Source organism: Galbibacter sp. L-19, assembly GCF_056857615.1.
Genome location: NZ_JBSXNL010000072.1, coordinates 92606 through 114838 on the forward strand (window position 1 = coordinate 92606; position 22233 = coordinate 114838).

At 33.3% G+C, this 22233-nt stretch carries 13 protein-coding genes; 5 read left to right on the plus strand and 8 right to left on the minus strand.

Annotated elements, in window-relative coordinates; all coding sequences use genetic code 11:
- Positions 1–4 precede the first annotated feature (4 nt).
- Both AC13CQ_RS16465 and aspS read right to left on the minus strand, forming a co-directional pair.
- Complete coding sequence (locus AC13CQ_RS16465) at positions 5–1798, minus strand: chloride channel protein (protein ID WP_008611728.1); 1794 nt, start codon at positions 1796–1798, stop codon at positions 5–7.
- A gap of 63 nt (positions 1799–1861) precedes the next feature.
- Positions 1862–3610, minus strand: a complete 1749-nt coding sequence (gene aspS / locus AC13CQ_RS16470; RefSeq protein WP_474507050.1) for an aspartate--tRNA ligase — start codon at positions 3608–3610, stop codon at positions 1862–1864.
- Between the two features lie 474 nt (positions 3611–4084).
- On the opposite strand from aspS, the gene AC13CQ_RS16475 reads away from it, so the two are divergent.
- The 4 genes from AC13CQ_RS16475 to nadD all read left to right on the plus strand — a co-directional run bounded on the left by AC13CQ_RS16475 (position 4085) and on the right by nadD (position 6834).
- Positions 4085–4441, plus strand: coding sequence for a toxin-antitoxin system YwqK family antitoxin (locus tag AC13CQ_RS16475; RefSeq protein ID WP_335588843.1), 357 nt, complete (start codon positions 4085–4087; stop codon positions 4439–4441).
- 151 nt (positions 4442–4592) lie between these two features.
- Positions 4593–5465 carry a YicC/YloC family endoribonuclease gene (locus AC13CQ_RS16480; RefSeq protein ID WP_008611731.1) on the plus strand — a complete coding sequence of 291 codons (873 nt, stop codon included), beginning with the start codon at positions 4593–4595 and terminating at the stop codon, positions 5463–5465.
- Positions 5466–5498: 33 nt separating this feature from the next.
- A complete protein-coding gene (gmk, locus tag AC13CQ_RS16485) occupies positions 5499–6098 on the plus strand; it encodes a guanylate kinase (protein WP_008611732.1) in 600 nt (199 codons plus the stop codon).
- Positions 6099–6246: 148 nt separating this feature from the next.
- Positions 6247–6834, plus strand: coding sequence for a nicotinate (nicotinamide) nucleotide adenylyltransferase (gene nadD, locus AC13CQ_RS16490; protein WP_008611733.1), 588 nt, complete (start codon positions 6247–6249; stop codon positions 6832–6834).
- Positions 6835–7074: 240 nt separating this feature from the next.
- On the opposite strand, the gene lysM is transcribed toward nadD, so the two are convergent.
- On the minus strand, positions 7075–7572 hold the full coding sequence (lysM, locus tag AC13CQ_RS16495; RefSeq protein ID WP_008611735.1) for a peptidoglycan-binding protein LysM: 498 nt from the start codon (positions 7570–7572) through the stop codon (positions 7075–7077).
- Between the two features lie 414 nt (positions 7573–7986).
- On the opposite strand from lysM, the gene AC13CQ_RS16500 reads away from it, so the two are divergent.
- Positions 7987–8988, plus strand: coding sequence for an NAD(P)H-dependent glycerol-3-phosphate dehydrogenase (locus tag AC13CQ_RS16500; protein ID WP_008611737.1), 1002 nt, complete (start codon positions 7987–7989; stop codon positions 8986–8988).
- A 311-nt stretch (positions 8989–9299) separates the two neighbouring features.
- Here the strand turns inward: AC13CQ_RS16500 and AC13CQ_RS16505 are convergent, their stop codons facing one another.
- From AC13CQ_RS16505 to AC13CQ_RS16525, 5 genes are all read right to left on the minus strand, one after another.
- Positions 9300–9824 (minus strand): RNA-binding protein, encoded by a 525-nt coding sequence (locus tag AC13CQ_RS16505; protein ID WP_474506766.1) that lies wholly within the window; start codon positions 9822–9824, stop codon positions 9300–9302.
- Between the two features lie 641 nt (positions 9825–10465).
- A complete protein-coding gene (locus tag AC13CQ_RS16510) occupies positions 10466–12121 on the minus strand; it encodes a glycerol-3-phosphate dehydrogenase/oxidase (RefSeq protein WP_474506765.1) in 1656 nt (551 codons plus the stop codon).
- A 494-nt stretch (positions 12122–12615) separates the two neighbouring features.
- On the minus strand, positions 12616–14997 hold the full coding sequence (gene pbpC, locus AC13CQ_RS16515) for a penicillin-binding protein 1C (protein WP_474506764.1): 2382 nt from the start codon (positions 14995–14997) through the stop codon (positions 12616–12618).
- A 158-nt stretch (positions 14998–15155) separates the two neighbouring features.
- Entirely contained in the window at positions 15156–20687 is a 5532-nt protein-coding gene (locus tag AC13CQ_RS16520; RefSeq protein ID WP_474507633.1) for an alpha-2-macroglobulin family protein, read from the minus strand.
- Positions 20688–20918: 231 nt separating this feature from the next.
- Positions 20919–21986, minus strand: a complete 1068-nt coding sequence (locus AC13CQ_RS16525; RefSeq protein WP_474506762.1) for an isoaspartyl peptidase/L-asparaginase family protein — start codon at positions 21984–21986, stop codon at positions 20919–20921.
- Positions 21987–22233: the final 247 nt, after the last annotated feature.

Sequence of the window (22233 nt, forward strand, 5' to 3'; positions counted from 1 at the left end):
TTTTCTATTTTGTAAAAGATATTAATTTCCTTCTGTAGGCTGTTAATAATTTAGATTTAGAAACAAAGCCATAATATTTTCCATCTTTAATAACAGGAAGGTTCCAAGCGCCACTATCTTGAAATTTTTGCATAACCTTGGTCATGTTATCGGTTTGCATTTTAATTACTTCGGGTGGATTTTGCATCACATCGCTAGCCTTTATTTCTTCATATAAACTTTGATCAAACATAATAGATCGGATATCGTCTAATAAAATAATACCTTCTAAATAATTTGTTTTTTTATTCAGAACAGGGAAAATATTTCTATTAGATTTTACAACAGCACTGTGGACAATTTCACCTAATGTCATATCTGGATAAAGAGGTACAAAGTTAGTTTCTATTACAGTGCTAATATCCATTAATGTAAGAACCGCTTGATCTTTGTCGTGAGTTATAAGTTCTCCTTTTCTGGCCAATTCCATGGTATACACAGAATGCGAGACAAAATATTTAGTAATAGCAAATGAAATGGTTGCTGTAATCATTAAAGGAATAAACAATTCATATCCTCCAGTTAGTTCTGCAATTAAAAAGATGGCGGTTAGTGGAGCGTGTAACACTCCTGCCATAAGTCCTGTCATTCCTACTAATGTAAAATTGCTTTCAGAAACTGGGGAATTTAAAATCCCTATATTATTTAGCACTTTAGCTAAACAATTTCCCATGATGCTTCCCATAAAAAGTGTTGGTGCAAAAATTCCACCTACACCACCAGCGCCAAAAGTAATGGCACTAGCAATTATTTTAAAAAGGATTAAACCTATTAATAGCGCTACTACAACCCATACATTGTCTAAATCAATATTAAAGAAATTGTTTTCTAATGCCGCTTTTGGATTGCCTTGTACTAAATGGTTTATTACTTCATAACCCTCTCCATAAAGAGGCGGGATGAAGAAAACTAAAATCCCTATGGCAATACCTCCAATGATTAATCTTTTAATAGGAGAATTCATTTTTTCGAAAAAATCATGAATCCAGGCGTATACTCTTGTAAAATATATAGAAGTAAATCCTGCAACAACACCTAATAAAATAAAGAAAGGAACGTCGTTAAGTACAAATCCGTCTTCCAATTTAAAAGGTAATAAAATATCACTTCCGAAGAAAAAATAAGAGGTAATAACTCCAGACAGTGAAGCTAATAAAAGTGGAAGTAAGGATGCTAAAGTTAAGTCGAGACTAAATACTTCAACAGCAAAAATTATAGCAGCAATTGGCGCTTTAAAAATAGAAGCCATGGCACCAGCTGCGGCTGCTCCTATAAGTAAAGTTCTGCTTGCTTGATTCATATGAAAAAGCCTTGCAATATTGGAGCTAATTGCAGCACCTGTTGCAACTGTTGGCCCTTCCAGTCCTACAGAACCTCCAAAACCTACTGTAAAAGGAGCGGTAAGAATACTCCCTACCATTTGAAATTGCCTCATAATTCCCTTCCGTTTTGAAATAGCAAAAAGAGTAGAGGGGATACCATGACTCACACGGTTTCTTATTATATATTTCATAATAAGAAAGGTAAGAGTTAGACCAATTAAGGGGTATACAAAGTAAAATGCATGATGGTATTCTTGAATAAGTTTACCTTCTAGTAATAACTGAATAAAATGGGTTAGGTTTTTAAGTACAACAGCACCTACTCCCGAAGTAAATCCAACTAGGATACTTAGAATGTAGATAAATTGTTGTTGAGAAATATGTTTAGCTCGCCAAATTAATATGCGGGTAAATAAGTTCTTTTTAGACTGTGGCATCGCCCATATTTTTATATAGTTTAAAAAACGCTTGTAAATATAATACTTACAAGCGTCTGTTTTTTAAAGATTTAACTTTATATGAAGTTCTTTTAATTGCTCTTCGTCAATTTTGGCAGGAGCATCAATCATAACATCTCGACCAGAATTGTTTTTTGGAAATGCAATAAAGTCTCGAATGGTTTCTTGACCTCCAAGAATAGCCACCAATCTGTCAAATCCAAAAGCGAGTCCTCCGTGTGGTGGCGCCCCATATTGGAAAGCGTCCATTAAGAAACCAAATTGAGCTTTTGCTTCTTCTTCGGTAAATCCTAAATGTTTAAACATTAATGCTTGTAAGTCTTTATCGTGAATTCTAATAGAGCCCCCTCCAATTTCATTTCCGTTAAGTACTAGATCGTAGGCATTGGCTCTTACATTTCCTGGCTCGGTATCTAGCAATTTAATATCTTCTGGTTTAGGCGATGTAAATGGGTGATGCATAGCGTGGTAGCGCGCTGTTTCTTCATCCCATTCTAATAGCGGGAAATCTAACACCCAAAGTGGAGCAAATTCGTCTGCTTTTCGTAATCCTAAACGTTCTGCCATTTCCATACGTAAAGCACTTAGTTGTGCTCTAGTTTTATTAGCAACGCCAGAGAGTACGCAAATTAAATCGCCTGCTTTAGCGTTTGTGGCTTCTGCCCATTTTTTAAGGTCGTCTTCGTTGTAAAATTTATCTACGGAAGATTTAAAGCTTCCATCTTCATTACATTTTACATATACCATTCCTAAAGCGCCAACTTGTGGACGTTTTACCCAATCAATAAGTTTATCAATTTCTTTTCTAGTATAGGAAGCAGCTCCTGGAACGGCAATACCAACAACTAATTCAGCATCATTAAAAACTTTAAAATCTTTATGTTGCGCTACTTCGTTAAGTTCTCCAAACTCCATTCCGAAGCGAATGTCTGGTTTGTCATTACCATATTTTCGCATGGCTTCATCATAAGTTATACGAGGGAAATTGGTAATATCTATTCCTTTTATTTCTTTTAAGAGATGACGTGTTAGTCCTTCAAATACATTTAAAATGTCTTCTTGTTCTACAAAAGCCATTTCGCAGTCTATTTGTGTAAACTCTGGCTGTCTGTCTGCACGAAGATCTTCGTCTCTAAAACATTTTACAATTTGGAAATATTTATCCATTCCCCCAACCATAAGCAGTTGCTTAAAGGTTTGTGGAGATTGTGGAAGTGCGTAAAACTGACCTTCATTCATTCTAGAAGGGACCACAAAATCTCGTGCTCCTTCTGGAGTAGATTTAATTAAGTAAGGAGTTTCTACTTCTATAAACCCTTCATTAGAAAGGTAATTTCTTACTTCAATCCCTACTTTATGTCTAAAAATAAGACTGTTTTTAACTGGATTACGACGAATATCTAAGTAACGATATTTCATACGAAGGTCGTCTCCACCATCCGTTTCATTTTCAATAGTAAATGGAGGTGTTTTGGATTCGTTTAAAACAGTGATGTTTTTTACTAAAACCTCAATAGCTCCTGTAGGAATATTAGCATTTTTAGATTCTCTTTCAATAACAGTTCCGTCAACTTGAATTACAAATTCTCTTCCTAAACGCTGTGCTGTTTCCAATACTCCATTAGGGGTACGTTCCTCATCAAAAATTAGCTGAGTGATTCCATAGCGGTCTCTTACATCTACCCAAACCATAAAACCTTTATCTCTTACTTTTTGTACCCATCCAGAGAGGGTTACTTCTTTATTGATGTGCTCTTTGCGTAACTCGCCACAAGTATGACTTCTATACATGAATTCTTAACATTTAATAAGATGCAAAGGTAATAAGTTCTTAGGTAAAAGAAACTTTTTCAGTTGTAAATTACAGCACTGCCTATAAAGTGTTTTTTTTTTGATTTAAATCCCTCATTGAGGGTTTTATTTCCTAGAGCCTGTCTTGAGTTTACCAAAGGACTCTACGTCTAAATGGATTAAATTATTTTCTTTTGAATACCTCGTAGGCTTGCCTCGAGGTAGTTGATTTGACCTGTTTGAGTATTGATTTAAGTCGAAAAATGATCTTTTTTTTACCCTCATTGAAGTCTCCAATGTTAAGTTTTAGTCGAAAATGAAAAATTAACATTGAATAAATAGCTGATTATTAGTAATATACAAGTTTAATGTTAATTTAACGTTATGTAAATGTGTTTTTTGTGTAAATTATTTCGTTATCTTTGTTATGATAATGTAAAGTACTAATAATTTAATAACGAAAAATATAGAATCATGAAAAAATCAATTTTAATTTTTGCGATGCTTTTTTCGTTAGTTATGGTAGCTCAAAATGCTGAGAATAAACCAAAACTGGAGAAAGAAGGAGAAATGGTAAAGGCTACCTATTTCCATGACAATGGAAGTATTGCTCAAACTGGCTTTTATTTAGATGGTAAACTGCACGGCGAATGGAAATCTTATAATGAAGAAGGGAAGAAAATTGCAATGGCAGAATACAATAATGGAAAGAAAACAGGGAAATGGTTTTTCTGGAATGAAGATTCATTAAAAGAAGTAAACTACGAAGATAATAGAATTGCAAAAGTAACTACTTGGAACAACTCTAATTCTGTAGTAACTGTAGATTAATTGTAACAAAAATAGAATATTTTAAAACCACGTTTTTACGTGGTTTTTTTGTTTTTAGACCTAATTTATAAGCTCTTTATGGGGAGTGTTGAATTTCAAGTTTTTAAAACCTATTGGATTTCGTACTTTTGCCTATCGATAAAAGAAAAACATGATACAATCAATGACCGGTTTTGGGAAGAATATTATTCAGCTTCCTTCAAAAAAAATCACCGTAGAATTAAAATCATTAAACAGTAAAAATCTAGATCTCAATGCCAGAATTCCTTCATCTTATAGAGAAAAGGAAATTGAGCTGAGAAATATTATAGCAAATAGCTTAGAAAGAGGAAAAATAGATTTTAGTCTGTTTGTGGAGATTACCGGAGAGGTTTCTAACACCAAAGTAAATACTGCAATTGTACAAGGGTATATGGAACAATTGAGGGCAGTTAATGTATCTAATTCTGGTCAAAATGATGATATTGAACTTTTAAAAATGGCGGTAAGAATGCCAGATGCTTTAAAAGTAGAACGAGATGAAATAGATGAAACGGAATATGTAGAAATTAAGGCAGCACTACAAGAGGCATTAAAAGAAATTAATAGTTTCCGTTCTCATGAAGGGGCAGTATTGGAAAAGGATTTTGTTGCTCGAATAGAGAATTTATTGGACTTACTTAAACAAGTGGAGGCTATAGATCCAGAACGAATGGATAATGTTAGAGAGCGACTAAACAAAGCGGTTGCAGATATTAAAGAAAATGTAGACGAAAATCGTTTTGAGCAAGAGTTGATTTTTTATCTAGAGAAATTTGATATTACAGAAGAAAAAGTACGTTTGGCAAACCATTTGGATTACTTTTTACAAACGCTTTCTTCGGATGATTCTAATGGAAAAAAACTAGGATTTATTAGTCAAGAAATTGGAAGAGAGATTAATACCATTGGTTCTAAAGCTAATTTTGCACCAATGCAGCAAATTGTAGTTCAGATGAAAGATGAGCTAGAAAAAATAAAAGAACAAATGTTAAACGTATTGTAGTTTAACAAGTAAAATACTTCAGAAGAACATTCTATGCAGCATACCAATAACGGAACAGGGGGAAAGTTAATTATATTTTCAGCGCCATCTGGGAGTGGAAAAACTACTATTGTAAGACATTTACTTAATTACCCAGAATTGAATTTAGAGTTTTCAATTTCGGCAACTTCAAGAGAAGCAAGAGGAGAAGAGGTGGATGGAGAAAACTATTACTTTCTTTCTTTATCAGATTTTAAAAAACATATAAAAAACGATGACTTTTTAGAGTGGGAAGAAGTTTATAGAGATAATTTCTACGGAACTTTAAAATCTGAAGTAGAAAGAATTTGGGCACTCGGAAAAAACGTTATTTTCGATATAGATGTTGCTGGGGGACTTCGTATAAAAAAGAAATTTCCAGAGCAAACTTTAGCAGTTTTTGTAAAGCCTCCAAGTGTTGATGAGCTTAAAATTCGACTTAAAAAGCGTAAAACAGAAAGCGACGATAAAATTAATATGCGCATTGCAAAAGCTTCTGTAGAATTGGCTACTGCACCACAATTTGATACTATTATTAAAAACTACGATTTAGAAACTGCAAAAAATGATGCCTATAATTTAGTGGCTAATTTTATTGGGTTAAAAAACGAATAGTATCAACTTTAATAAAGTGGGTTTATTTTGATTAAAATAGGCGTTTTTACAAGTCTCTATAATAGATATGAGTAAAGCGAAGGTTTTAAAGTCAATTATTGCTGGTTTAAAATTCTTGAAATCATATATTTAACTTAAAGTTATTCACATGAAAAAAAAAATTGGGTTGTACTTTGGTACTTTTAATCCTATTCATGTTGGGCATTTAGCAATAGCTAACCATATGGTTGAGTTTAGCGATTTGGATGAGGTATGGCTTGTGGTTACACCACACAATCCTTTAAAAAAGAAAAGCACATTGCTAGACAATCACCATAGGTTAGAATTGGTCTATCGTGCAACCGAAGGTTACGATAAATTAAAACCCAGCGATATTGAATTTGGACTTCCGCAGCCTAATTATACAGTAAATACTTTGGTGTATCTAAAGGAAAAATATCCAGATAATTATTTTGCTTTAATAATGGGGGAGGATAATTTATTGAATTTCCACAAGTGGAAAAATCATGATATTATTTTAGCTGAAAACGATATTTATGTGTATCCAAGAGTTAAGAAAAATGAAAATACTCAAAACTCATTTGAAGCACATCCAAATGTAAAAAAGGTAGAGGCTCCTATTATGGAAATATCTTCTACTTTTATCAGAAAAGCTATTGCAGCACAGAAAAATATCAAGCCTTTACTTAATAATAAAGTATGGGAGTATATTGATTTAATGAATTTTTATAAATAAGGAAATGAGACAGTTTTTTTATGAACGTTTCTAAACTAAATTATAATAAGTTAAAAAATATGAGGCTGTCTAAAAAAGTATCTAAACTCTAAATGTTATCCTGAGCTTGTCGAAGGATTTTTTTGAATGTTGGTTGTGAAACTTCGACAAGCTCAGTTCGACAAGATTGACAAGCTCCTTTAGGTTTGACAATTATGAATTACTTTTTTAGACAGCCTGATAATTATGTGTTCATTAAGGTTATTCTTTTGTAGGAGGAATACGTAACACTTGACCAGGGTAAATTTTATCTGGGTCAGTTAGCATTGGCTTATTAGCCTCAAATATTTCAGGGTACTTCATGGCATTTCCATAAAATTTCTTAGCTATTTTACTTAAGGAATCTCCACTTACAACAGTATGGAATCTAGCTACTGGCTCCGTATGTTCAACTTCCATAAGGTCATCTACAACAGCTATTCCAGCACTATTTCCCACTACTAAAACCACTTTTTCTTTTGTACTTTGGTTGTAAGCTTTCCCTCGTATTGTTGCAGTGTCTTCAGAAATAGTAATGTCTAAATTCTCAACTTTTAATCCTAAATCGTTTATTGTTTCGCTCAAGCTGGCTGCAGCTTTTAAATTTGCTTCTTTTATAGCAGCTTGCTTATCTGCTGCTTGCTCTGCAGCTTCTTCAGCGGAAGTTTTTCCTCCAAAAATTTTTGCACCAGCATCTTTAATAAATGAAAATAGCCCCATAGTTTTTACTTTTTAATTTGAAAGTTAATGACTATCAATCTACGAAAATTATCATATTAATACAAATAAATTGAAAAAATATACTATCAATTTATCGTTAAATAAAATGGACATTTTAGAGATATAAATGAAGAAGTCGTTTTTAGAATTTTCTAAAAACGACTTCTTGTAAATAACCAACCAAAAAAAATCAACTAACCTAACTTAATTCTCTTTATTACGTATTTATAACGTGGAGTTTTCAATAAACATTGTATGAATTTTCACAATCTATTGTTAAACCTTTTTTTAGCATTCTAAAGTTTGTTTCGTAATTTTGTGAATTGTAATGAAATGATAAAATACTGATAATCAACAGTTAATATCTTATTTTAAAATTTAATTACTTTTGACTTATAAATGAAGAATAAATTAATGGAGAATACTATAAAAGTTGCTGTTTTAGGTGGGGGTAGCTGGGCTACAGCGCTAGTTAAAATGTTGTGCGAAAATTTGGATGAAGTAGGTTGGTATATGCGTAATAAAAATGCTATTCAACATATTAAGGAGCAGCAACACAATCCTAATTATTTAAGTTCTGTTGAGTTTAATACGGATAAATTAAAACTGAGTAATGATATTAATGAAATGGCATCTTATGCGGATTATTTAATTTTTGCTATTCCTTCTGCTTTCTTGCATGAAGAATTAGGGAAATTATCAACATCTTTAGATAATAAGGTGGTTTTTTCTGCAATTAAAGGAATAGTTCCAGAGAGCGGACTTATTGTGGGGGAGTATTTTCATAACCTTTATAATGTTCCTTTTGATAGAATTGGAGTTATAACTGGACCTTGCCATGCAGAAGAGGTGGCTCTAGAAAGATTGTCTTATATTACGGTAGCTTCTTCTGATGAGGAAAAAGCGGAGATTCTAGCAAATAAACTTGCAGGTCCCTATATTAAAACTAAAATTAGTGATGATATTATCGGTACAGAATATGCTGCCGTCCTTAAAAATATCTATGCTATAGCGGCTGGAATTGCACATGGGTTGGGGTATGGAGATAATTTCCAATCGGTTTTAATGAGTAACGCCATTAGAGAAATGAAACGCTTTATAAAACGAATTCATAAAATGAAGCGTAATATCAACGATTCTGCTTATTTAGGAGATTTATTGGTTACGGGGTATTCCATTTTTAGTAGAAACCGAATGTTCGGGAATATGATTGGAAAAGGATATACTGTAAAAAGCGCTATGATGGAAATGAATATGGTTGCTGAAGGGTATTATGCTACCAAAAGCGCTCATATAATAACCTCTAAGCAAAAGCGTAAATCTAAAACTCCAATTATTGATGCTGTACACGCAGTATTATATGAAGGAAAGGATCCTAAAAAAACATTTTTAAAACTTACTGAGAAACTTGATTAAAATCCCTCATTGAAGGTTTTGTTCCCCAGAGCCAGTTCTGAGTTTACCGAAGTGTTCTACGTCAAAATGAGTTGAATTTGTTCCCTTTGAACACTCCTTATATAAGATATAAATTTAAAATAAAACCCCGTGTTAAAGTTGGAAAACTCATTTTCGGGGTTTTGTTTTATATAAAAATAATTTATAGCTGATTGTTGTATTTACGGATGTGCCTTCCGTAATAAATAAAGCGGCAATCGTTGCTTAATAAATGCAGAATATTATATTCAATTTTATAAGTACCTATTAGAAGCTACGTTTTCTTATCAAATTTAATATCCTGGTAAAAACATATAATTATGATCTCCTTGCCGCAGCAGAATCCATGCAACCAGTTTATGAGATTCTCTGCTAAACAATAAAGAGCCAATAGGTTTTTCAGGATTTTTTTTATTGTAATAAGCAAAAGTATAGGGGGCATACTCTTCCATTTGCTCTTTTTTAAATGGAGCATATATCTCAAAATTTTTATAAAACCGTATGGGTTTGGCATCTAGATTTTCTATCCCTATACTGTCAATCGTTTTTTTGAAATAAATAAAAGAATCATTAATAAATTTAGTTCTTTCTGAGTTCCTATCGTAATCTACAATATATCTGTTCAGGATAGTATCATTAAAAATCTCATCTAGTTTATGGTCTGTTGTATAATATGCTAAGCTCTTAAGGTTTTGATATATTTCTTTTTCTATTGCAGACCAGTTGTCTGGATTCTCTTGCCCATAAATATTTAGTATCAAAAGGTTGAAAAATAGGAAAGAAACTAAAGTGACAGTTTTTATGAGTTTTAAATCCATTATTTTGAAAATATTAGTTAGTATAACAGGAATTTTTATAGGTAGCTTTTGTTTGAAGTTATATAAATTACTAGGTAAGATATGACTGCATAAATAGTAAGTACTCCTATTGTTGCTATGTCTTGAAAAGACTTAAATGATACAGAAATAAGGCCTATATAAGTAAGTAGATATCCTAATAAAATATAGGTTCTTTTTTTTGAAAAAATGAAAATCATTCCAGTAATTGTTAATATCGATATTAAAAGACCAATACGAAATAAATCTAAATCTTGAATACTATCTAATACCATAATGATCCATATAATCCCTGATGTTAGATAGAACTTTTGAACATCTATAGGAACGATTACTAATAATACTATTGAAAGTATTTTAATACAATTAAATGCTGCTTTTTTTTCATTGAAAATTATTATTATCCGATAAAAGTTAACGGAATTTATTGAACTCCAATTATATTGAGATTCAAATGAGGTTTCCAAAATACCCCTTGCTATTAATAAAAATGAATAAAAAGAGGATTTTAGTAATGTTATTTTTTAAACTGCTTATTTTATAATAGTTAAGATCTAATCTTTGTTCTTTTTTCTTATAGCGAAGCGGTCTTGTATTTTAAACCGGATATTAATGATTAAAAATTAATCTTTAATTACGCTATGTTTTTCTATGAGGGTTGAAATTTCTTTTTTGTAATTTTCAATAATAGTATTGTCCGTTTTAAAGAGTTTTTGATATTCCTCAAGAATTATGGAACTGTATTGTTTTACACTTTCAATATCAAAATACATACGTCCTGTTCTACGGATAAAAAAGTCTATTGGGTTTTGTAAAATTTCGTATTCAACAGTAAAATGAAATTCGGCTTTTATAAGTTTTTCAGGATTATCGTCTCCTGTAAAATTATGGTATAACTTTAAAATTTCTTCGGTTTGCTTTCCGTATGTATGTACTAAATAAAACGCATCATATTTTGAAAAACCATCTTTTTCAAGCTCTTTAAAAAGTTGTTTTCTGTACTGTTTTACTTCCCTGTAGCTTTCCCAAGTTCCACCAGAAAGTGGAATTTTATCGGTGTTGCATTTTGGAATTTTAATAGCAAAGTCTTCTTCCATTCTTTTGGCTATTTTATCTACAGTTCGTTCCGCCATTTTACGATAACCAGTTAGTTTCCCTCCAGCTATACTTATTAGTCCGCTTGCAGAAACAAAAATCTCATCCTTTCTAGAAAGTTCCGATGGAGATTTACCGTCTTCATGAATTAAAGGTCGCAATCCAGCCCATGATGATTGGATATCTTCCAACGATAAATTTATTTTTGGAAACATATGGTTTATGGCTTCTATAAGATACACCGCATCTGTTAAGTTAGTATAAACTTCATCCTTATTTTCGGTATAATTGGTATCGGTTGTGCCTACATACGTTATTTTTCCACGGGGAATAGCAAAAATCATTCTCCCGTCTGGAACATCAAAATAAACGGATTGTTTTACAGGGAATTTTTCAAATGGAAAAACAAGATGCACTCCTTTTGTTAAATGCAACCCATGTCCTTGTTTTGACTTATTTAGCAATCGTAATTCGTCTACCCAAGGCCCTGTGGCATTAATTACATATTTTGAGTTGATTTTATATGTTTCCCCCGTAATTTTATCGATTACTTCAACACCTTGTACCTTTTTGTTTGTGTATAAAAAATTAGTAACCTCTGTGTAATTAATAGGAACAGCTTGGTATTTCAGTGCTGTTTTTATGTTTTCTATAGTTAAACGGGCATCGTCGGTTCTGTATTCTGCATAATAACCAGCGCCTTTTAAAATTTTCTTCGGAAGTAAAGGCTCTAGGTTTAAAGCTTCCGTTTTATCTACCATTTGTCGTTGGTCTTCATCTTCTACCTGCGCTAATAAATCGTATACTTTTAACCCGATAGAAGTAAGCCACTTCCCGTAAGAGCCATTTTCAACCAAGGGGAGTAGCATTTTCTCTGGGAGGACTAAATGTGGTGCTAATTTGTGTACAATAGCACGTTCGGTACCTACTTCTTTTACCAACCAAAAATCGAATTGCTTTAAGTACCTAAGTCCGCCATGAATAAGTTTGGTAGATTTACTACTAGTACCAGAAGCAAAATCTTCTTTTTCTATCAGCGCTACTTTTAAGCCCCTTGAAGCGGCATCTAGAAGGATTCCAGCGCCTGTTATTCCGCCACCAATAACTATAAGATCAAAGGTAGTCTCTTTTAGTATTTTAGTGTTTTCTGAACGGTTGAGGTTGGAGAAGTTATATAGTTTCATGGATTGATTTTTCCTTTAAGAAAGATACAATTTTAAGCTATAAAAAGGTTAAGGGCAAACTCATACTTTACAAAACAAAGTGAAATTTAGTAAAAATCCATTTGAATCAATCTTAAATCTCAAAATTTTGACACTTTTTTTATTTTCAATAGTCTTAAAAATTGCTTTACATAAAAATAAGTAGAAATAAAAGGCTTCAGTTTAGAACTACGTTGATTATTTGTTGACTCCAATATCAACCCAAACGCCAGTGATTTTGTGCTTTTCATTTCTTTTGCTCGCCCAAAAGAAACGAAACAAAGAAAAAGGCGCCTTATCCAATGAATTTTTTCGACAACGGGGTCGAAAAACCGTAACCGAAACTCTGCGTCGCTGCACTCCTGATTTCAGAGCTTTCGGTCACTATTCTGCGGGTAAGGGATTTAGCTGCGCTAGCACCAACACTACTTTTAACGAAAGCTAAATAAAAAGTATGAGTTTGCCCTGTAAAAAGATTAAGAAGTTTTTTCGATTTCAATAAAAATTGTTTTTTCATTTCCCAATTCATCTATTGCAGTAATTTGATGTTTCCCTACGGAAGGAAGAATAGCAATTTCATGAAAAGTTTTAGTTTCACCAATATAGGTATTGTCCAAATACCAGAAAATATTACTATCTCTTTTGGGGTGCGCAATTTTACAAATCACTTCGTTGGTTTTACCTCTAAAGTTTTTGGTTAAAATTATTTTACTATTGTTTTCAGGATAAATAAAATCCATCTGAGAGGCATCGTTATTCTTACAAGCTATATTTAAAGGAGGCATGCTTTTGTAATTTGCATCACTGCTTTTATAATAAAATTCCATTAATGGAGGTAATACAAACCATGATTCAGAAATCATTTTTTCCAGTGGATAGCAAGAGGCGTTCACTCTAAATTGTTTTTTTTCGTCTAAATGAATCAATTTATGATAGGGACATACCTTAAAATTTGCTCCAGCATTAGGTACTTTTATAGTAGTATTTGGACAAATTGGAGACGCTAAATATCCGCTATTATTGCAGATAGTAACTTCTGTTAAAGCGTCAAAAGGAGTTTTAAACCAAGTAGTTTTTGGTAAGGCATCAAAGACATCAAACAATAGGGGAGCGGCACTATTTACGCCAGTTAATTGTGGTCTCCCTTCGCCATCCGCATTTCCTACCCAAACCCCTACCAAGTATTTTTTGGTTACGCCAATAGCCCAAGCATCTCTATTTCCGTAGCTAGTTCCTGTTTTCCAAGCTATTTCTTTAGAATTGTCAAAAAATTCCCATGCTTCTTCATTTTCTGGACGATTCACTTCTTTTAAAGCTTCAAGTGTTAAAAAAAAACTCCCAGCATCAAAGACATTTTTTTCTTGTGTTTTATTTCCGAAGTTATAATTTTCTTGCTGAAGAAATACGGGGTTTCCAAATTCATTAGAAAAATATTCACTAGAAGTTTCTGTAAAATGATTCACAGTAGAAGCCATTCCAGCATATGCTTTGCATAAATCCCATAAATTGCTTTCAGCGCCACCTAGAATCAATGAAAGGCCGTAATAATCTGAAGTTTTATTAATATCCTTTTGATGAAAATAATTGAGCTGTTCTCTAAATTTCTCCAAGCCATATTCTTGTAATAAACGTACCGCAGGGACATTAAGAGAGCGTGCTAATGCTTTTTTAGCCTGTACCGCACCAGCATACTGTTCATTAAAATTGGTTGGACTGTATCCAGCAATTTGTGTAGGAACGTCTGAAACCAATGTATTTGGTAGGAGTTCTCCGCTATCCAACATAGCGGCATATAAAAAAGGTTTTAAAATACTCCCTGTACTTCTTGGAGCTTGAATAACATCAACATCTTTTTGATGCTTTTTTGTAGTTGGGGTATTCCCTACATAGGCAATTACTTTTTTGGTTTCAATATCCATAACTAAAACGCCTGCATTATATACCTGGTTTTGGCGTAGTGTTTCGTAATGGCGTTTTACAATGGTATTTGTACGCTTTTGAAGTTCAAAATCTAGTGTTGACTTTAGTTTTTTTCCTTTATTTTTTGAGGAAGAAAATTGTAAGAAATGAGGCGCTATTTGTGGTAAAGCAAAAGGTTTTTCGGGTAATGTTTCTGTTATTGCTAATTTATAGGTTAATGAATCTATAATTTCTTCGTTCCATAATTTATGGAGGAGTTTATCCCTTTTTTCTAATAAACGAGATTTGTTTTTTCCAGGATAAATAAGGGCTGGAGCATTTGGTAGTACTGCTAATGTTGCTGCTTCCGCCCATGATAATTTTTCAGAAGAGATTCCAAAATACCGCCAAGAAGCTACTTCCAATCCAACTACATTTCCTCCAAATGGTGCGTGTGCTGCGTATAAATTTAGAATTTCGTCTTTTGTATCTCGAAGCTCTAAACGGGTGGCTTGTACCAACTCAATAAGTTTTTCGAAATAAGTACGCTTTTTTCCTTCTCTTGAAAGTCGGATTACCTGTTGTGTTAATGTACTTGCTCCCCGAACTACTTTTCCAGATTTTATATTTGCTACAAATGCTTTTGCTATAGAAACAGGATTAAATCCTGGATGATGATAAAAATAACCATCTTCAAACTGTATAATACACTGCTTAAACTTGTAAGGAACACTGTCGTTTGCTGGAAAACGCCATTGTTCATCATTGGCAATTTTAGCACCTAAAAGAATTCCTTCCCGACTTTCAATTACTGAAGAAGTTGGATTGTTGAAAAGCGACTTTGGAAGACAAAAATAATATCCTACTAACAGCAATAAAATGACAACACTTTTGTAGCGATGCGTTACAAAAAGGAACTTTTTTGCATCGTATAAAAAATGTTTAATTATTGAATTCATCTTGTCTTTTGCGTTTAAGCGAAAAATAGTAAGATTGCTTTAACCCCTTTAAATCTTTCCGATAGCTATAAAGTTATAAAGCGACAGCGTATTCTTAATTTTTCAATCATTAAATCCTTCAATCTTTCAATCTTTTCCATCAACACTTAAACACTAACTTATTTAATTACTTCTACCCATTTACCTTTTGTTCTCACCATATAATCATTATCATACATAGCTTCACATTGAATTCCTGGTAAATAATACTTTCCTAAGTAGGATGCATTTAATAGAATTCTAAATGTTTTGCTTTCATTTTTCTTTAAGTCAAAATAGAAATTAGCACTGCTATCTCTAAGGTCGGTATAATTAACTTGGTTATCTTCAAAATTTCCGAAATCGGTAAAACGGGTGTTTACAATTTCCCATCCGCTAGGGAAAAATTCTGTTAAAGCAACGTTTTTTAAGTCTACAGCTTTAGTGTTGGTTATAGTAACTTCAGCAATAAAATTAGTTCCTTGAGTTAATGTATTTATATCTATAGACTTACCGTTTTTTCCTTTGAAGCTAACCAGAGCTTTTAAGTTTCTACTAGATTCTTTTTCTTCTCCTACCGGAAGTTTCCCAGTATTAAGTACTCGTACAAAAACAGTATTTTCTGCATTGTTTTTTAGAGTAATAGTATTGCTTCCTTTTTTTACTGAAAGTACTCGGTTTGCTAAGGTTTTATCAGTCTCGATAGTATTGCTGTTTGTATTCAAGGTATAAGAAATGTGCATTCCTTTCCCGCCAATATAGTTAGCAAATTTTGCCATAGCAAGCAAATTGTAGGCTGTACTCTGTGTACTCATCCATTTATCTGAAGCCAATGTTTTGGCAACATCTTTTGAGATACTTTGAGCTTGCTCTTTATTTTTTAAAAGCACTAAAGTTTCTAAAGCCATAGCTCTATTTCTATCCGTAGAGCCATAGGTGTAAGCATCATAATCAACAGGTGCAAAATCTATAGTAGCGCTGTTAAAAACGGTTTTAGCAACCTGAAGCTGCCCAGCAAGTGCATAAGCTGCTGCAAGTCTATGTTTGGCTTCATTAGAAATGCTTGGAGTTTCCAATAACCTATTCATGGAAGAAACATCGGGTTTTCCCGCTAAAGCCAATGTATATAAGCGGTAAGCTTGTGCTAAACTTGAATTAGTACTAGAATTTCGCCATTGTTTAGCTTCTTGTTGTTGGTAGTGAATCCATTTCTGTTTAAAGCCAATAGGTAATACATATCCTTTGCTTTCTGCCTCTAATAAGAAATGTCCAGCATAAGAAGTCCCCCAGTCGTCGGTAAAGTTTTGTCCTTGCCAATAGGAGAAGCCTCCATTTGGAAGTTGAAAACTACTAAGACGATTAATACCTTTTTCGATATTTGTTTGAATACGTTGTTTTTTATCAATAGTAAGATCAAAAATATCTGCCAAAAATAATTGAGGAAAAATGGCAGAGGTTGTTTGTTCCACACAACCATGAGGATATTTAATTAAGTATTCCAATCGGTTAGTAAAATCCATTGGAGGCAATGTAGAAAACTCAATTTGAGCACTGTTACTGCCATCAATTCCAAAGGTTTCTAAATTAATAGTTTTTGAAGCTGTAGCCTCCAAAATTTCTTCTTGCACAATGGTAGAATACGGATTCGGATTTACAACATCCAATTCGATTTTATAACTTGCTTTTTCACCATTTGCTGTTGCATTTACTTCAATGGCTCCTATGCCTGTAATTTGATTTACCTGAAGGTCAAAATAAACCATTTTTTCATCAGGTTCTGTAAACGTTACCGTTTTGGTTTTTTCGCCAATTACTTCGTAAGCAACATTATTTTTAATAGAAACGGTTACATTTTTAATAGTGTTTTCCATGGCGAAAACAGTAACTGGAATACTAACTGTTTCTTTTGGAGTTATTTTTCTTGGAGCCGATGCAAGCAGCATTAAAGGTTTTTTTACAGGAGTAGATTTCTCTGCAATTCCGTAGGCATTTTCAGCAGTATTTCCTGCAATAATCATGGTGCGTACAGCTCCAATATATTTAGGAATTTTAATTTTATGCGTTTTTGCTTTCCCTTCTGGAAGTTCAAATGGTCCTAAATAGACAACCATAGGTTTGAATCGGTTTGCCTTTTTATTCTTAGCACCTGCCAACATTCCGTCTCCTCCAATACTAAATACTTGATCAATTCTACCGCCAAAAGCCCCAATAATATCATCATAAACATCCCAAGTTTTAACACCTAAAGCTTCACGAGCAAAAAAGGTATCCCAAGGATTTGGAGTTTTAAATCGGGTTAAGTCTAGTAAACCTTCATCTACAATAGCTAACGTATAAGTCATAGCTTTCCCATTCTTTTCACTCACTTTTACATTGATATTCTCTTCAGGTTTTAGAGAATTAGGCATAGATATTACTGGTTCTAAAATGGTTTCTGGATTATTAACAGTAATCGGAATTACACCATACATTCTAATAGGAGCGTCATTTACTGTGGTGGCATGCGGTTGAAGTAATGAAATATGAATATATACATTTGGGGTGTAGAGCGCTTCAATTGGAAGCTCAAATTTGGTTTCTTCCTTTTCAGGAATTATCCACATAGATTTTAAAACTTCATTTCCATTTTCAACGGTTACTAAAGCTCTTCCTTGGTTGCTAGAAGGAAAGGTTATAATTGCTTTTTCCCCTACATTATATGTTTCCTTATCAGAAGAAAAAACAAGCATGGTAGCCGATTCTGGGTCTTGGTTTTTAGATTTCCCAGCCCATCCTGGCCAATCAAAATAAACAGTTTTCCCTGTGGAATGTCCTCCTTTAGAATCCTCAATACGCACTAAATAACGTCCCCATTCTGGATATTTTATTTGGAATTTAAAACTCGATTTTCCGTTTTTATTAGTACTTACCGTAGTTTTAAATACTTCTTCTTGATAATTGCTGCTATTAAAAGTGGATAAATTATCTTCGGAAGTGTCCCACCACCAGCGCCAATCAATTTTATAAACCGATACATTAAGTTTGTCTACCGCTTTTGGTTTTCCATTTTCATCTACAGTAGCAACTTCAAAGGTGTGATTCTCGTCTGTTAGCAGCATACTTCTTTTAGCATCTCCGTCTGGAACTCTAAGTCCTACATAAGTGTTGTAAGGCGAATAATTTTTTGTAAATACATCGGTGCTGAAATCTCCCCCGTTTTCATAGACTTTTGTAATAAATGAAGCCTTTAACATTCCTGGAGCTTTGCCTTTTAGTTGTGGAGATAAATTGAAAGTAGTTTTTCCTTCCGCATTTATTTTTCCATCGAAAACAGTTTGATCTTCAGAAGAAAATTTAATGGTAGGATCGTCAAAAGTGTAATTTGGAAATTCTTTAAATGTTGTGTTTGTTACTGAAAAACGCCCTTGAATATCGCTCTTTAAGTTTTTTGCAATAGCGCCATGTAACCACGTAACCGACATGTTTCCTTGGATAGCTTCGTTGGCGGAAAGCACTTCTTTATTAAAATCGACTTTTATCTTTAATCGATTCGGTTTGATAGTTTCTATTTTAAGATTTTTTGTAAACGTAGCGCCACCTACACTTACTTTTGCAAGCCAATTTCCTGTTGGTGCATTTTGCTGTGTTACAACATTAAAATTATAAAACCCACCAACACCATCTGCTTTAACCTCTTTATGAATTATTTTACCATAAGGATCACTTAGCTCAAATTTTACAGGATGATTATCTGGAATAGGGTTATTTTTATCATTTAAAATAAAATTTAAAAAGAGGGTGTCCCCAGGGCGCCAAACTCCTCGTTCGCCATATAAAAATCCTTTAATTCCTTTTTGGAGTTCTGCTCCTGCAACATCAAATTTACTTACAGATAATGCGTTTCCGTCGTTTAACTTAAGATATGTTTTTTGATTATTACGTTCGGCAATAGCAAAGAAAGCAGGGGAGTTTGCGTCAAAAATAGTAGTGCCAGAGGTTTCGGTAATTACGTTTCCAATAGGTTGTTGTTGGTAGTTGTAAAAAGTAACTTTTGTTCCTGCTAGAGGTTTTGTAGAGATAATATCATTGGCACTTACAAAATAGCTTTGGTTTTTTCCTTTTTTAATGGTTAAAGCAATGTCACTAGCAATAACATTTGTTTTAACGGTTTTGTTGTAATAGTAAGAATCCTTGCACGGATCTTCGCGCTCATTCCAATTGTAATTGTAGTAATAGTCATTATCCCAATAGGTGTTGTCTGTAGTTGGCGACCATTCCTCGGAATTGTTTACCTCATTTTTAAAATTGTCAAATTCATTGAGTTCAAAAGTTTCACTTTCTTCACTATTGCAGGTATACGAACTGTATTTTTTTCCGAAGGAAAATTCCACTCTATAAATAGCGCCAGGGTCTGGAGTTATAATATCTCGAAGGTCAAGGGCGTATGCTCTCCAGTTTCCTGTATTTTTTGTAAGGTTGGTTTGAAGTTGAATTGCTTTTTTAGCAATTGGACGAGCAGTCGTGCGTAAATTTCCTTCTCCGTTGAGGTCGTTTTGCTGAAGAAATTGAAGAATATTATTTTCGTAAATTTTAATAATTGTAACATCTACGGCTTTTAAGTTAACTGCTTCGAAGTTAATTTTAAGGTTGCTAGAATTTGGTAAAATAGTACCGCTACTTAAAAGTCTAACATTCGGTTTTAGTTGTTCAAAGGCAATATTTTCACTAAAGATATTTTTAAGTTTAAAACCTTCCGAACTTTCTATTCCTTGAAAAATAGTAAGATTATTTACACCCTGAATTTTTTTATCTGGATATGCTTTTATAACATTCCCATCAATAATAAATTTTAGATTTTCTGCACCTTCAAGTGTAATTAATCCTTCAAGCTTTTGAGATTTTTTAATTGGGTCGGAAAAATTTATTTCTAAATATTGATTTTCCCCTTCGTACGTATTTACATCTACAATAGTAAAATTATCTTTTCCAGGAATTTTTACTTTTGCCTCCCCTTTGTCATGAATACCTTGGTTATTTCCATCCCATAATATTTCTATTTCCGAATCATTGTCAAAGCGCTGAATACTATCAATAGTAAAAAGAATTTGAGTTCCTTCTTGGATTGTTTCGTCAAATTTGATGTTAAGCGATTTACTGTTTTGATAAGCAGAAACTAAGCTTTTTGCAGTTTTTAAATCCATAACATCACTACTGCGCAAACTTCCTTCTAAATATTGCCAATCTCTGTTGTAGGATTGAAGGTTTGATGTAGTGATATTAAATTGTTGTTCAAGCGTTTTTACTTTAAAAGTAAAGTCCTCAAGGTTGGACGGAATGTCCTCAATAAAGTTTTCTAAGTCTAAGGTAAGTGTATATTCGGTGCCTTGTTTTAAACCTTTTTCAGGAATAAAAGCAATAGTCTGATTGTTTAAAGCAACCACTTTTCCAGCAGCATAAGGCTTTATCTCTAGTATTTTATCATCTAGAATCTTGTTCTCCGAAAGTTTACTAGAAGGGTTTTTTAATACAACTCTAATATCGGATTTTGCTGAAATAATTCCTGTAGAAACATCAGAAATGTATTCTCTATATTTCAACAGGTTTTCCTTTTGCTGCTGAATGTCATTTTCTTTGTTTTTACAACCAATAATTAAGATTGCTAAAATGAAGAATAGTATTTTTTTTACCTGCATGATGTTTTTTTATAGGCGGATTAGACTATCAACCAAGAGTTATATTTTAAACAATGTATTATTTTAATCCCTCATGGAGGGCTTTATTCCTCGAAGCCTGCCCTGATTTTACCGAAGGGCTCTACGTCGAAATGGGTTAAATTATTTTCCTTTGAATACCTCGGAGGCTTGCCTCGAGGTAATTGATTTACCAAAGATACGAACAGTATGCTATTCTATGCAGGAAATTAATTACTTTCCGTAGATAGCAATTTCTAATTCCCCATTTCCGTTAATAGAAGCGCGATACATCCCTGCGGTATTAAATTCCATCGCCATGTTTCCTTCATTGTCAATAGCAATAATACCTCCATCGCCACCCATGTTTGGCACTTTTTCTTGAATTACTATTCTAGCAGCTTCAGCCAACGATTTTCCGCCATATTCCATCATGGCAGAGATATCATAAGCCACAACTCCACGAATAAAATATTCTCCCCATCCTGTAGAAGAAACAGCACAAGTTTTATTATTTGCATAGGTTCCGGCACCAATAATTGGAGCATCTCCCACACGTCCCCAACGTTTATTGGTCATTCCACCTGTAGAAGTTCCTGCGGCTAAATTTCCATTTTTATCTAAAGCTGCACACCCAACAGTTCCAAATTTATCGTCTTTAATAAAAGGGTCGTAAAATGCAGTTTGATCATCATGATCGAGTTCTATTTTTTCTCTTTTTTGGGCTCTTTTTAAAGAATTCATTCTATTTTCAGTATAAAAATAAGAAGGATCAACTAGTTCAATTCCTTGTTCCTTAGCAAACTGTTCTGCCCCTTCTCTAGCAAACATAACATGTTCGGAATTTTGCATAACCGCACGTGCAAGATTAATGGGGTTTTTAACTGTGGTTACACCTGCCACAGCACCTGCATTTAATGTTTTTCCATCCATTATTGATGCATCCAACTCATTCTTCCCGTCATTGGTAAAAACAGCTCCTTTTCCAGCATTAAATAGCGGAGAGTTTTCCATTACATTAATTGTTTTTTCAATTGCATCTAAGCTACTCCCTCCTTTTTCTAGGATAGCGTAGCCTGTTTCTATAGCTTCTTTTAATTTTGTTCTATAGGCATTTTCCAGAGAGTCGCTCATATTCTTTTTTAAAATAGTCCCGGCGCCACCGTGAATAACAATTCCAAATTTATTTTTGCTTGGAGCTTCTTTTTGAGCAGGAGTTTCTTCCGTAGAAATTGTAGTAGTTTTTGACTGGCAAGAGAAGAAAAGAACCACAAAGGTTAATAAAAGGTATAGATTTCTCATGAAAATTATTTAAATTAGGATGTTAGTAGTTACTAAATTACTTTATTCCCAACTCTTTCCCAACTTGTATCCTTTTCTTTTTTTTGGAAATATTTATATAATGTCCCATTTCTGAAATTTATTCCCTCATTGAGGGTTTAATTCCCATACTTTTACTCGATAATCGAGATTTGAATGTTCCGATACTTGCGTCGAAATATTTTTAGGTTTTTGTTTTAATCCCTTATAGAGGGTCTAATTCCCCGAA